The following is a 13,486-nucleotide window of genomic DNA, read 5'->3' on the forward strand; positions in this document are numbered from 1 at the left end:
AGCGTTGGCTCGCCCGGACTCGCACCAAAACCTTCTAGACGAAAAAAAACCAGCCATCGGCATCGCCTCTGGCTGGTTTTTGGCTACGCAGCTCGTCAGCCGCGTAGCAGGTTCGACTCGAAGTCCGATTAGAACTTGTGACGGATACCGAGGCTGACCATGACCTGGTTGTTGGTGCTCGCCTGGTTGCCGTACGAACCGATCGAAGCCGTTGCCGACGGGAGGGCCCCGGTCGACGGATCGCGCTGGTTGCCGCTGGCGTGCTGCCATGCGCCGACTGCATACAGGTCGGTGCGCTTCGACAGCGAGTAGTCGCCACCCAGCGAAACCTGGTTGTACGTCGCCGATGCGTCGCCCGAGCCGTGCGTGTACGCGTAGCCGACACCGAGCAGCGCTGCCGGCGTGAGCTGGTAGCCCACGTATGCGCGGCCGACGTTGTACTTCTGCGTCGTCGCGAAGCCCGAGCTCGCGTCCGGCTTGTACTGTGCGTTGCTGTACGACAGGTTAGCCGTCCACGGGCCCGTCACGTACTGTACCGCTGCCGACGCGATGCCGATGGCCTTCGACGCAGCGTAAGCCGAGTTGATACCGGCGACGGTCGGGAAGTTCGAATCGAACGTGCCGTCTGCTGTACCTGCCCAGCCGCCAGCAGCCGTACGCGTAGCCGGCGAGCTCGCGTTGCTTGCGTGCAGGTAGCCTGCCGCGACGCTGAACGGACCCATTGCGTACGTTGCCGCACCCGACCACGTCTGGCCCGAACCCGTCGCGCCCGCGACGCCGCCCAGAGCGTACATGCCTTCGATCTGCAAGCCCGACCACACCGGCGACACATACTTGACCGAGTTGTTCACGCGGAAGCTGTTGTCGTTGTTGTCGACGTCACCCGGCGTAGCGAACGTGCTGCCGAAGTAGTTGTCGCCCGTGAGCGGCTGGATCATGTCGACCAGCGGGTCGTACTGACGGCCAGCCGTCAGCGTGCCCCAGGCATCGCCCGTCAGACCGACGTAGGCCTGACGACCGAACATCCGGCCGCTCTGACCGAGCTTGCCGCTGTTGATATCAAAGCCGTTTTCCAACTGGAAAATCGCCTTCAGGCCGCCGCCGAGGTCTTCCGTGCCCTTCAGGCCGAAACGGTTACCTTGCAGGTTGCCGCCAAACAGTTGTACGAGGCTGCCGCCATGGGGCGTAGCGTTGTTCACGTACTGGATCGATTCATCGAGCACGCCATACAGGGTCACGCTGCTTTGCGCGTGAGCGATACCGGCGACGCCGAAGAGTGCCAGCGAGAGGGTAGACAGTGTGATTCGTTTCATCCATTTCTCCACGCAGATGATTGTTCGTTGTTGCGGAAAGCAGAATAGCTCACCGGCTCTACGCGGTAAAAATGAAAAAAAAGAGTGTCGCCAAAAACTGACAATCGATGCAAACCCTTGTATTTAAAGCCCATCGCGATTATTTCCGTTTGCGCAATATTTATTGGTCTGATCCGCATTATTGTTGATTCGTTGATACTGGCCCGGTGAATGAACGTGCTATCCGCATCAAATTGGATGCGATATGTCATCTAGTCGTCTACACGTCGACTCGACTTTGCAGCGGGAGCATAAAAGGGACGACAGACGAAATGACTAGACAGGCTCGACAGAAGCGGCGCGTTGTGTTGTGTCCGGGCGCAACCACGTGCATGGACAGCGCCAGCGACGGCAGCGCGGTGTGCGGCGCCCGGTTCAGCGCCTGTCGGCGCCACGGCGCGCCATGGCGGCGGCGGTGAGCCCCGCGGCGGCGGCGAGCAGTACCGAGGTCCACGGGTTGCGTCGCACGAAGCGGTCGGCGGCCGTCGCGCGGCGGCGCGCTTCGACGAGGGCCGACGCGGCGAGACGGGTGGCTTGCGCTTCGGCGTCGAGCACCGTGCGCGTGACGTCCACTGCGGTCTGATGCGCGGAGCGCTTTGGCGCCGCCGCGCGGATTCCCGCCGGCGGCGGCGCCTGGCCGGCAACGCCCGCAGCCGCAAGCGCAGACGGCGCGGCATGCGCCGCGACGGTCGAGGCCGCCAGTACCGACGCGAGCTTCGCGCGGCTGCCCGGCGGCGCGTCGCTCTGCATGCCCCAGCTGCCGCGCGGATCGTGCAGCCGGCCGCGCGCCGCCGAGAACTCCGCGCCGAGCAGCAACACCACCGCCGAGAAGTACAGCCACATCAGCAGCACCGCGAGCGAGCCGGCCGCGCCGAACGAGCTGGCCATTCCCGCATGCGCGAGATAGAGCGCGAACAGCTTCTTGCCGGCCGTAAACAGCACGGCCGCGACGATGCCGCCCACCAGCGCATCGCGCCACAGCACCCGCGCATCGGGCAGGAACTTGAGCAGTCCGGCGAACGCGAACATCAGCACGAACAGCCCGACGCCGAGCTGCAGCAGATTGCCGATCACGACATAGGGCGAGTCGCCCCACAGCCAGTTGCCGACGAAGACGATGACCGTGTCGAGCACCAGCGACACGATCAGCAGGAACGCGACGCCGAGCACGAGCCCGAACGAAATCAGCCGCACCCGCACCAGCGCGAGCACGCTGGAGGTACGCGGGCCGCTGTAGGGCCACACTATATTGAGTGCGCTGTTTAGTGAGGAGAACGTCGCCGACGCGCCGATCGCGAGGAGCGAAAACGAAATGATCGTCGCGATGCCGCCTTTGGCGCCCGCGTGGTGCGCGTTCTCGACGATCGTCTGCACGCCGGCCGCCGCCTGGTCGCCGATCAGGCCGTTGATGTGGCCGAACAGCTCGCCGCGCGCGGCGGCCGGACCGAAGAACCAGCCCGCTACCGCGATCACCATCACGAGCGTCGGCGCGAGCGAGAACGCCGCATAAAACGCGATGCTCGCCGCCATGGCCGGACAGCGGTTCTCCGTGAACTGCCGCAGTGCGCCCATCGCCCAATTGGCCTGATGTCGCGCGGCCTGCTGGAGGTTCTCGCGGGAAAGGGTGTCGATGTCCATGATCGTGTCTGACTCGTGACGGCGCGTTCACGGTGCCTGCGTCGTTGCATTTCGCAAGCCCCGTGCCCGTCACTATACAAGTTACGTGGCGGGTTTCGCGGCCACCCGCGTGTACCGCTAGAATGCAGCGGGTCATCGTCACCTTTGCCCTCATCATGCATTCGCACGAACTCGTACAGCAACTGGACGTCATCGAGCGCGACCAGTGGAGCGCGCATCTGCCCGCGCATGTCGTCGAACAACTGCCGGCGCACGGCATTACCGTGTTCGCCGTCACCGACGACGCCTCCGACACCGCCGCATTCAGTGCGCGCTACGGCTTCGGCCTCGAAGACTGCGCGAACACGATCGTGATCCGCTACAAGAAAGAGGGTGGCGAGCACTACGCGGCGCTGGTGTCGCTCGGCTCGCGGCGGCTCGACATCAACGGCGCGGTGAAGGCCGCGCTCGGCGCACAGCGGCTGTCATTCGCGAAGCGCGAGGCGGCGGTCGAGCATAGCCGGATGGAGTTCGGCGGCATTACCGCATTCGGTCTGCCGGCCGACTGGCGCATCCTCGTCGATGCCACGGTGATGGAGCGCGCACAGATCGTGATGGGCGCGGGCGTGCGCGCGGCGAAGCTGCTGCTCGCGCCGGACATACTGCGGCAATGGCCACGCTGCGAAGTGGCGGCGCTGACGCTGCCGGCGGAGTGAAGCCCGTAGTCCTGAAGCCACACTGCAGTTTTCGCCCGTCGCGCCGCCAACGCACAGCGCGGCGCGATGGACGACCGGCGCCGGTTTGCCAGTCATGGCGTACCCGACAGCGCACAATCCCAATAATCGCGAATGGTCCGGCATCCGTCTATAATCGCAGGGCCGTCAAAACAGCGACGGACAGGCTTGGCAGCCTGATTGCTAAACCCGCACGCCTGCCCAGGCAGGTCGTGCGTCTGTCTCTGCACGTCCGTTTCCAATGGGCGGGCCGTGGCGGGGAGGCCTTCGGGCCTGCCGGTTTGGTTTAGCGCCGGTCTGCCAACCTTGTCATCGTGCCCGCTCACCTACCTCTTTGTGTCCGGGCGATCCTCACGATAATCAGGACCGCGTATGACAACACCCATCAAAAAGCCGCATTCTTCCGCCCGTCCCCCTGTAGACGCTCTCCAGTATGAACGGCTCGCGCTTGCCGCCTTCCATCTTTGCGACCGGCAGAGCCAGCAACTTCAACATCTGATTACACTTGCGACCTCGATGTTCAGGAGTCCTGCTGTGACAGTCGAGGAAAGACGCGACCAGCGGAACCTGCTGGAACTCATGATTCAGATCGGCGAGGACTACCAGCGCATCAATGGCTGCGACCACGAACTGTTCACCGTGCTTGCGCTCGACGCCAAGGGGCTTCCCAATCGCCGACTGACACCTACGGACGCCGCAGCGCTTCTCGCTGATGCAGCGTGCGGCGCAAACGAGAAACTTGCGGCTGCGAGTGCCGCCGCGACGAAGCACTGACCGGCGTCGATTTCCTGTGGGCAAAGGCGGTTCAACGCCGCCTTTGGGGTCAACCGCGATACAGGAAAAGCACCGCTCAAATAATCAACCGCGACACCTTCGTGCCTTGAAGCGACACGCCGGCCATCAAGCCGCCGTTGGTCAGCACGAACGCCTGCACCGGGCTCGTCGCGGTCGACGAATCGACCACGCCGTTCGCGCCGACCTTCAGCACGGCGACGGTCGCATCCGCGCCGACCGCCCAGCCCTGACTGTGCACGAATGTGTCGAGCGCTTCCTGGGTCATGAACAGAAACACGAGCGCCTTCGACTGTGCGCCGATCTGCAATCCGAACGAGCCCGCGACGGTGCTGTAGTAGCCGACCGTGCGGCCGCCGACGCGCAGGGCCCCTTCGCCATATTGCGCACCGACCCAGAAACCGGCCGAGATCACCGACGGAAACACGAGCACGCCGCGCGCATTCGCGACCAGTTCGCGCGAACCGTCGACGTTTTCATAGAGACGCGCGAGCGTCGAGTCGACGCCGGCGTTGATCGTGTCGCGCTTGCCGGCGTTGGCCGACGGCGATGCGTTCGAGGACGGCGAAGTCGTCGTGCAACCGGTGAGGCTCAGGCCTGCGACGGCCATTGCAGCGCTGCCGGTCATGATGAATTGTCGTCTGCGCATGACTGTTTTTTCCTTTGCGTTTCTCACGCGTGTTGTACGTTATGAACGAGTGCGGCGAGTCGCCCGCCTTACTTTGTTCTGATTTGCACGCGAGAGGTTCCCTGCGCCGGGTATCGCAGCCAGGCAGGTGTCCACCGCCAAGGCTTTGCGGCGCTTTTCGTCACACGTCGTCGCTACACGGTTGGGCGGATGTTCTGGTTGTGACAGAACAGATTGTGCGGATCGTAGCGGTTCTTCGCGGCGACGAGCCGTTCATAGTTGGGTCCATAGGCATCCGCGATTCGGCCGCCTTCTTCCTCCGTCATGAAGTTGACGTACACGCTGCCTAGCGCAAAGGGGCGCGACGCGTCGAAAAAGTCGCGCGCCCATGCGACGCAGCGCGTGTCGTCGCGCGCATCGTCCCAGCGGCCGTGCACGTTCATCGCGTATTGCGTCTCGCGGCTTGGGTAGGCGGTCGCGTCGACCGCGACGCGCTGCGTTTGCGCGCCGATCAGCCCGAAGAAAATTTCGCATTGCGCGGACGGCAGCGTGTCGATCGCGCGGATCAGCGCGTCGATCAGACCATCGTCGATGGTGGCGAGGTTGTGCGACTTCCAGTAATTGCGCGCGCCCGGCGCGAGCAGCGGATCGAAGGCCTGTTGCCACATTTCATAGGGCATTGGACCAAGATGTTCGCCGAGCGGCTGGCCGAAGCCGCGCACGGCTTGCACCGCCGTTGGGCCGTTTTCCACCGGGCCGCTGTAGCACATCGCGAACACGAGCACGGGTTTGCCGTGCACGTCGGGCGACAGGAACGGCAGCGGCGGGGCGAGCCGCGCCACGGCCCATACGGCCAGTTCGTCGGGCATTGCGGGCACCGCATCGCGGTATTGGATGAGCGCTTCCCTGGCGTCGGCGAGCGGCAGCACGACGAGGCCGCCGTAGACGATCGGGCCGACCGCATGCAGCGCGAACTCGAACAGCGTGACGACGCCGAAATTGCCGCCGCCGCCGCGAATCGCCCAGAACAGATCGTCGTTTTCGGTGGCGCTCGCGTGGCGCAACGCGCCGTCCGCGGTGACGATGTCCGCCGCGACGAGGTTGTCGATCGTCATGCCGTAGCGGCGGCTCAGCCAGCCGAAGCCGCCGCCGAGCGTCAGACCCGCGACGCCGGTCGTCGAGTTGATGCCGAGCGGCGTCGCAAGTCCGAAGGCCTGCGCTTCGTGATCGAGATCGTGCAGCGTCGCGCCGGGCTCGACGTAGGCGCGCTGCGCGTCGGGATCGATGCGCACCGATTTCATCGCGGACAGATCGAGCACGAGCCCGTCGTCGCACAGCGCGCTGCCGCCGATGTTGTGGCCGCCGCCACGAACTGCGAGCGGTAGGCCGTTGTCACGCGCGAAGGCGACGCCGCGGCGCACGTCGGCGACGCCCGCGCAGCGCAGGATCATCGCGGGAGAACGGTCGATCATCGCGTTCCAGACGCTGCGTGCCGTATCGAAGCCCGACGTGTCGGGCAGCATAAGCTGGCCGCGCAAGCCGGATCTGAATTCGTCGACCGCGCTGCTGGAGATAGTAACCATGATGTACCTCGTGGGAGAGGGGAAGGCGCTCGCAGAACACACCCGGCAGACCAAACTCGATGCGGGCGGTGAATGAAAGCGGATTGAGAGGTTCGGCTGCGTGCAGTAAACGGGGCGGCGCGTCGAAGTCAAACAGAGGTTTACCCGCGGCTTCGGGCGATCCCGCGCGGTGGCTCGCGCCACAGGCTTTTGCGGGCACGGCAACGACGATGCGCGGCTGTACCCGCCGACGATGGTGGAAATGCTTCGGAAAAAGCGCGCGCGCTGATGTGTTGGTTATCTGACGCGGTGGTGGTCGTGCCGCGACACTTTGCACGTGGCATGAGGATCGCGATCGCGTGCGCCCGTGGCGCGCGGTCGACGACTGTGCGAGGTAGCGCACATCGCAACAGCGATTTCCCGACGCATCGGCGCTGCGCAACGACGCGCAATGTCCCGCGCGCGCATATCGATAATTTTCATCGGATTGTCTATGGGATCGCTCGCATTGGGCTTTTCCATTTTCATTTTTATGTGCGAATGGCCACATGAATAAAACTGCCGACCTGTAAATAGTCGGGATTCATCCGATAAAACCACATCTGTTTTCTATTTTTGTCGATCAGATTGCATCGAGGGCGATAGTTTTCACCGCTGTCTGAACAATATCTATTAGCGGATTTGGCAGGCGTTCCGCCGATTAGCACTGTCTGGCAGGCCGTACCGGCAATATCGCATTGCGTGGTCTAACGCACGGTCGCGCGATTGCGCTGCGAATAACTTCAACCTCCATCAAACCTCGCTGTGCCGCTCCGACAATGATGTGCGCGCACGGCCAGCCGATTCTCTCGAAGCACGCCAAATCGGACCGGGATTTTCCGCGAGAGAAGTGTTAGTGCGACCGCATTTTAAATTCGCATAAAGCGGAGCTGCGCGGAGGCTTTGAATTTTCGTTTTCTTGGCGAGTCGAGATTCGCTCGTTAATTGGACCGGTCGTTCTGTGGACGTAATCAGGAGAGTGAAATGAAAAAGCAAAACGGGGACGCGTGGATATTGGGAACGCGACGGGCGGCTTTAGCGGTTGCGGTCAGTCTTTATGCAGCGATGGCGGGTGCGCAGACGAATTCGGCAAGCACCGTCGCGCCGGCAACGAATTCGGGAGTGATGGTGCTCGCCGAGGTGGATGCGCACGGCGAGTGTCCGTGGAGCGGCAGGCCGGGCTGCACGCCGCAGGTGGGCGGGCTGTTCGGGTCGGGGGGTGGCTTCGGCGTCGCGGCCGCGGCGCTCGGCTCGACGGGGTCCACCGGATCGCCGTCGGGCAACGGGACGTCGTCGACCGGCGCGGGCGCGAGCAGCGGTGGCGGAAATAGCTCGGCTAATTCTGGCCCGGGCGGGTTGGGCTCGGGCAATACCGGCGGCAACAACGGCAAAGGCGGTTCCGGCGACAACGGTAACGGCGGTGCTGGTAGCGGTGGTGGCGGTGACGGATCGGGGAATGGCGGTACGGGTGGTACGGGTGGTACGGGCGGCGGTGACGGCGGCGGTGATAACGGTGGGGACGGTGGTCATGGGCATGGCCACGGCGGCGATGGTGACGGCGATGGCGGTCACGGACATGGCCACGGCGGCGATGGCGACGGTGACGGCGGTCATGGACATGGCCACGGTGGCGATGGCGACGGCGATGGCGGTCATGGGCATGGCCACGGCGGCGATGGTGACGGCGATGGCGGTCATGGGCATGGCCACGGTGGCGATGGCGATGGCGGTCATGGACACGGCCACGGTGGTGATGGTGACGGCGATGGCGGTCATGGGCATGGCCACGGTGGCGATGGTGACGGCGATGGCGGTCATGGACATGGCCACGGTGGCGATGGTGACGGCGATGGCGGTCATGGACATGGTCACAGTGGCGACGGTGACGGCGACGGCGGTCATGGTCATGGTGACGGCGGTCACGGTGACGGTGGACATGGCGATGGCGGCCACGGTGATGGTGGACATGGCGATGGCGGCCACGGTGATGGTGGCCATGGCGATGGCGGCCACGGTGATGGTGGCCATGGCGATGGCGGCCACGGTGATGGTGGCCATGGCGATGGCGGCCACGGTGATGGTGGCCATGGCGATGGCGGTCATGGTGACGGCGGCCATGGCGATGGCGGGCACGGCGACGGTGGTCATGGCGATGGCGGGCACGGCGACGGTGGTCACGGCGACGGCGGCCACGGTGACGGTGGTCATGGCGATGGCGGCCATGGTGACGGTGGTCACGGCGCCAGCGGTCATGGGGATGGCGGGCACGGCGACGGTGGTCACGGCGATGGCGGCCACGGCGACGGCGGCCACGGCGACGGCGGCCACGGTGACGGTGGTCATGGCGATGGCGGCCATGGTGACGGTGGTCATGGCGATGGCGGCCATGGCGATGGCGGCCATGGTGACGGCGGCCATGGCGATGGTGGTCACGGTGACGGTGGCCATGGCGATGGCGGCCATGGTGACGGCGGCCATGGCGATGGGGGCCATGGTGACGGTGGTCACGGCGCCAGCGGTCATGGTGATGGCGGTCACGGTGACGGCGGTCATGGCGATGGCGGCCACGGCGACAGTGGTCACGGTGATGGCGGCCATGGTGACGGTGGTCATGGCGATGGTGGCCACGGTGACGGTGGTCACGGCGCCAGCGGTCATGGTGATGGCGGTCACGGTGACGGCGGTCATGGCGATGGCGGCCACGGCGACAGTGGTCACGGTGATGGCGGCCATGGTGACGGTGGTCATGGCGATGGTGGCCACGGTGACGGTGGTCACGGCGCCAGCGGCCATGGCGATGGCGGCCACGGTGACGGCGGTCATGGCGCCAGCGGCCATGGTGACGGTGGCCACGGTGATGGCGGACATGGCGACGGCGGTCATGGTGATGGCGGCCGCGGTGACGGCGGCCACGGCGCCAGCGGCCATGGTGACGGTGGTCACGGTGACGGTGGTCACGGTGATGGCGGACATGGCGATGGCGGTCATGGAGCCAACGGTCGCGGCGATGGCGGCCATGGCGATGGCGGCCGCGGTGACGGCGGCCAAGGCAACGGCGGCCCGGGCAACGGCGGCCGCGGCGGCCGCGGCGGCTTCGGCGGCTTCGGTGGTCACGGCGGCTTCGGCGGCTTCGGCGGCCACGGAGGCTTCGGCGGCCATGGCGGCGGCTACGGTGGCGGTGGCTCCGGCAATGGCGGCCACGGCGGTGGCAACCACTAACGGGTGGCAGGAGTCCCGCGCGATGCGCGGGGCTCCCTCCGGACGCGGGGGCCGGTATCGCCCGGCCCCCACACCGAATCTCGTCGAGCGTCGCAGGCGATCAGTAGCAAAAGAAGTGGCACAAGACGCAGCAAAAACAGCCACCAAAAGCACACGCCACCAAACGACAAAGCGGACGCCCACTACCGTCCAGTCAACTCCTCAACTCGATCACCCTCTCCTGCACCACAAGAAAAACCCGCTCCCCCGGCACGCGCCCCGTCTCACGCGCGCCTCCGGTAAAACTCCCGAACGCCGGCAGCACGCCTCGATCGATCCCAAAGCGAAAGCACGGCACGCGCACCGAATCGTTGCGCGTCGCGATCCGGTAGACCGGATGCACATGCCCCGCGAGCACATACGCGTGATCGACCGCATGCGGGTGATGGCACAGCGCCCACGCCCCGATATGCCACGGCTCGCGCACTGACTCGATTTCCAACGTAGGCGGCAACGCACCCGCATGCCGATCGTGATTGCCTTCGACGAGCACCACGCTCATCGACGCATGCCGCGCGCGCCACGCATGCAACGCATCGAGCGTGAGCGTCGACAGCGACTCGCGCGCGTGCAGCAGATCGCCGAGAAACACTAGCGTCGCCGGCTCGAACTCGCCGATCAAACGATCGATCCGCAGCAGATTCTCCGCGGTCGAACCCATCGGTACCGGGATGCCGCGCGCGCGAAACACCGCATCCTTGCCGAAATGCGCATCGGCGATGAAAAGCGCACGCAACGCCGGATCGAAACACGCGCGCAAACTCGACAGCACGAGCGGTCGTCCGCCCAGGTCGATCGCAAGCGAGGTCGGCTTCATCGCTGCGCCGCCTTTTCGAGCTCGGCGAGCATTCGCTCGACGCGATCCGCGAGCTTCTCGGTGCTGACCTTTTCGCGCAGACGTCCGACGATCAGCGGAAACGCGAACGGCGTCGGCTTCTTCGGCCGCGTCAGCACGACGCGGCTCGCGTTCATTCGTTCGAGCGCAATGCAAATGCGCCGTACGTCGAGTTCCTGCAGCAGTACTTCGGTATCGGCCTGGCCGAGCAGCAGATTGCCGCGATCGTGCTGACGAAAGATCTCGTAGAAAAGCCCGCTCGACGCCTGCAATTGACGCGCGCTTTTCTGCTGTCCTGGATGCGCCTGGAACACGAGTCCTGACACTCGCGCAATCTCGCGAAAACGTCGCAAAGAGAGCTCGGACGAGTTGAGGCTCGCGAGAATGTCGTGATCGAGTTCTTCAGGTGAGAGCAGGCCATGCTGCAATTGCGCGTCCCAATCGAATGCCTGCGCGCACAGCAATTCGAAACCGTAGTCGTTCATCGAAATCGAAAAGGTGCCGGGCTTGTCGCGCGCCACTCGCCACGCGAGCAACGCGCCGAGTCCGATATGCGCAGTGCGTCCCGCGAACGGATAGCAGAAGAAGTGGTGACCCTCGCGCGATTTCAGCAGCTCGACGACGAGCACGCCCGGCTCGGGCAGCGCCGACCACTTCTGCTGTAATTCGAGCAGCGGCCGTACCGCGCGCATTTCGGGTTCGTCGTAGATGCCGTTGGCGGCGCGCGCGAGCATCGTCAGCGTCGCGTCGGCGAGCTCGGACGAGAGCGGCATGCGGCTGCCAGCCCATTGCGGCATCGCGCCACGCGACGAGCTCGCACGCCGCACCCACGCCGTCATGTCCTGCACGCGGATCAGTTCGAGCGCGCGGCCGCCGAAAGTAAACACATCGCCGGGCTTGAGCCGCGAAATGAATGATTCCTCGATGGCACCAATGCGTCCGCCCGATAGGTACGCGACGTTCAAGGTGCCGTTCGCGACGATCGTGCCGATGTTGTTGCGATGCCGGCGCGCGAGATCGTTGCGCGGCACGCGGTACAGACCGTCGCTATCGCGCGCGACCCGATGGTAGTCGGGATACGCGCGCAGCGTTGCGCCGCCGCCTTCGACGAAACCCAGCGCCCAGTCGAACTCCTCCTGCTTCAGATCGCGATATGCATACGTATGCAGCGTTTCATCGTACAGCTCGCGCGCGTCGAAGCCACCGCCGATTGCAACGGTGACGAGATGCTGCACCAGCACGTCGAAGGGTTTTTGCGGCGTATCGCGACTTTCGATCTGCCGTTTGTCGACGGCTTCGCGCGCGGCCGCCGCTTCGATCAATTCGAGCGCGTGCGTCGGCACGATCGTCACGCGCGACGGCAAACCGGGCGCATGTCCGGAGCGGCCCGCGCGCTGCATCAAACGCGCGACGCCTTTCGGCGAGCCGATCTGGAAGACCCGTTCCACCGGCAGAAAATCGACGCCGAGATCCAGACTCGACGTACACACGACCACCTTCAACGAGCCGTTCTTCAACCCACGTTCGACCCACTCGCGCACCTGTTGATCGAGCGAGCCGTGATGCAGCGCGATCGCGCCGGCCCATTGGGGACGCGCGTCGAGCAGCGCCTGATACCAGACCTCGCATTGCGAGCGGGTGTTCGTGAAGACCAGCGACGTGCGTGCTTCGTCGATCGCGCGCGCGACGGCATCGACCTGACGCATGCCCATATGGCCGCCCCACGGAAAGCGCTCGATCGTGTCGGGAATGATCGTGTCGACGATCAGCGCCTTCGGCAGCGCGCCATGCACACTGACGCGCGGTGTCGCGACCGGGGCGAGCAGTACCTCGGTCGCGAACGACAGATTGCCGAGCGTCGCCGACAGCCCCCACACCTGCAAGCCAGGGCGCCAATGCGTGAGACGCGCGAGCGCGAGTTGTGTCTGCGTGCCGCGTTTATTGCCGAGCAATTCATGCCATTCGTCGACGATCACGAGCCGGACCTGAGCCAGTACTTCGCGCGCATCGGCGCGTGTCAGAATCAGCGTCAGACTCTCGGGTGTCGTGACGAGCGCGGACGGCATGCGCCGGTTCTGCCGCTCGCGTTCCGCGGCCGATGTATCGCCGGTCCGCAGACCGACATTCCACGGTACCGCGAGTTCGGCAGCGGAGCTTTGCAACGCGCGCGCGGTGTCGGCCGCAAGCGCGCGCATCGGCGTGATCCAAAGCACGGTCAGCGGTTCGGGATGCTTGCGCGGCGTCGACGATGCACTCGCGAACGCGGCGAGCGCGCCGAACCACACGGCCCAGGTTTTGCCGGCCCCGGTGCTTGCGTGCAGCACGCCGCTCGCGCCGGCGGCGATGTGGCGCCACACCTCGCGTTGAAACTCGAACGGTTGCCAACGGCGCGCGGCGAACCATGCGTCGAGTTTGTCCGCGAACGGGCGGCGCGCGTCATCGGGTGAATAGGAGGGGAACGGTAGCGGCTCGAAAGCGGGTTCGCGCGCATCGAGCCGCGCCTGCTGCGCCTGGCTGCGCGTAATCCGACGCGGCCTCGGCGCGCGAACGCGCTCGTCGGCGGACGCCGGCGCGGCGGTGGGCTCGTTGGCGGGGTCGTCAGAACGGGCCGGCTCGGTCATCGAAAGCGCTCCGGTCAATGGGTGTGGCGGATTCGCGTGCCGGCGACT

General features: G+C 65.4%; 9 protein-coding genes. 2 read left to right on the plus strand and 7 right to left on the minus strand.

Features of this window, described 5'->3' with window-relative positions; all coding sequences use genetic code 11:
• Nucleotides 1–128: 128 nt before the first annotated feature.
• Both BJG93_RS18965 and BJG93_RS18970 read right to left on the minus strand, forming a co-directional pair.
• Complete coding sequence (locus tag BJG93_RS18965) at nt 129–1,313, minus strand: porin (RefSeq protein WP_027195848.1); 1,185 nt, start codon at nt 1,311–1,313, stop codon at nt 129–131.
• Nucleotides 1,314–1,727: 414 nt separating this feature from the next.
• Nucleotides 1,728–2,990, minus strand: a complete 1,263-nt coding sequence (locus BJG93_RS18970; RefSeq protein ID WP_027195849.1) for a YihY/virulence factor BrkB family protein — start codon at nt 2,988–2,990, stop codon at nt 1,728–1,730.
• Nucleotides 2,991–3,145: 155 nt separating this feature from the next.
• Here BJG93_RS18970 and BJG93_RS18975 point away from each other — a divergent pair, with 155 nt between their 5' ends.
• Together BJG93_RS18975 and BJG93_RS18980 are read left to right on the plus strand one after the other, a co-directional pair.
• The gene (locus BJG93_RS18975) at nt 3,146–3,685 is read left to right on the plus strand and encodes a YbaK/EbsC family protein (RefSeq protein WP_027195850.1); all 540 of its coding nucleotides are present in this window, start codon (nt 3,146–3,148) and stop codon (nt 3,683–3,685) included.
• A 390-nt stretch (nt 3,686–4,075) separates the two neighbouring features.
• Nucleotides 4,076–4,477, plus strand: coding sequence for a hypothetical protein (locus BJG93_RS18980; RefSeq protein WP_051374271.1), 402 nt, complete (start codon nt 4,076–4,078; stop codon nt 4,475–4,477).
• A 76-nt stretch (nt 4,478–4,553) separates the two neighbouring features.
• Here the strand turns inward: BJG93_RS18980 and BJG93_RS18985 are convergent, their stop codons facing one another.
• The 5 genes from BJG93_RS18985 to BJG93_RS19015 form a co-directional block, all read right to left on the minus strand.
• Nucleotides 4,554–5,144 carry a BPSL1445 family SYLF domain-containing lipoprotein gene (locus BJG93_RS18985; protein ID WP_027195851.1) on the minus strand — a complete coding sequence of 197 codons (591 nt, stop codon included), beginning with the start codon at nt 5,142–5,144 and terminating at the stop codon, nt 4,554–4,556.
• 173 nt (nt 5,145–5,317) lie between these two features.
• The gene (locus BJG93_RS18990) at nt 5,318–6,706 is read right to left on the minus strand and encodes an FAD-binding oxidoreductase (RefSeq protein WP_027195852.1); all 1,389 of its coding nucleotides are present in this window, start codon (nt 6,704–6,706) and stop codon (nt 5,318–5,320) included.
• 1,053 nt (nt 6,707–7,759) lie between these two features.
• Complete coding sequence (locus BJG93_RS36095; RefSeq protein ID WP_154677410.1) at nt 7,760–9,925, minus strand: hypothetical protein; 2,166 nt, start codon at nt 9,923–9,925, stop codon at nt 7,760–7,762.
• A gap of 211 nt (nt 9,926–10,136) precedes the next feature.
• Nucleotides 10,137–10,799, minus strand: coding sequence for a ligase-associated DNA damage response endonuclease PdeM (gene pdeM, locus BJG93_RS19010; RefSeq protein WP_027195854.1), 663 nt, complete (start codon nt 10,797–10,799; stop codon nt 10,137–10,139).
• Nucleotides 10,796–13,438, minus strand: a complete 2,643-nt coding sequence (locus BJG93_RS19015; RefSeq protein ID WP_027195855.1) for a ligase-associated DNA damage response DEXH box helicase — start codon at nt 13,436–13,438, stop codon at nt 10,796–10,798. Before BJG93_RS19015 ends, pdeM begins: the two co-directional genes overlap by 4 nt.
• Nucleotides 13,439–13,486 lie beyond the last annotated feature (48 nt).

This window comes from Paraburkholderia sprentiae WSM5005, from assembly GCF_001865575.2.
Classification (GTDB): domain Bacteria; phylum Pseudomonadota; class Gammaproteobacteria; order Burkholderiales; family Burkholderiaceae; genus Paraburkholderia; species Paraburkholderia sprentiae.

Bases quoted from the DNA above. Each gene is read 5' to 3' on its own strand.
- BJG93_RS18965 (WP_027195848.1), bottom strand. From the start codon at position 1,313: ATGAAACGAATCACACTGTCTACCCTCTCGCTGGCACTCTTCGGCGTC.
- BJG93_RS18970 (WP_027195849.1), bottom strand. From the start codon at position 2,990: ATGGACATCGACACCCTTTCCCGCGAGAACCTCCAGCAGGCCGCGCGA.
- BJG93_RS18975 (WP_027195850.1), top strand. From the start codon at position 3,146: ATGCATTCGCACGAACTCGTACAGCAACTGGACGTCATCGAGCGCGAC.
- BJG93_RS18980 (WP_051374271.1), top strand. From the start codon at position 4,076: ATGACAACACCCATCAAAAAGCCGCATTCTTCCGCCCGTCCCCCTGTA.
- BJG93_RS18985 (WP_027195851.1), bottom strand. From the start codon at position 5,144: ATGCGCAGACGACAATTCATCATGACCGGCAGCGCTGCAATGGCCGTC.
- BJG93_RS18990 (WP_027195852.1), bottom strand. From the start codon at position 6,706: ATGGTTACTATCTCCAGCAGCGCGGTCGACGAATTCAGATCCGGCTTG.
- pdeM (WP_027195854.1), bottom strand. From the start codon at position 10,799: ATGAAGCCGACCTCGCTTGCGATCGACCTGGGCGGACGACCGCTCGTG.
- BJG93_RS19015 (WP_027195855.1), bottom strand. From the start codon at position 13,438: ATGACCGAGCCGGCCCGTTCTGACGACCCCGCCAACGAGCCCACCGCC.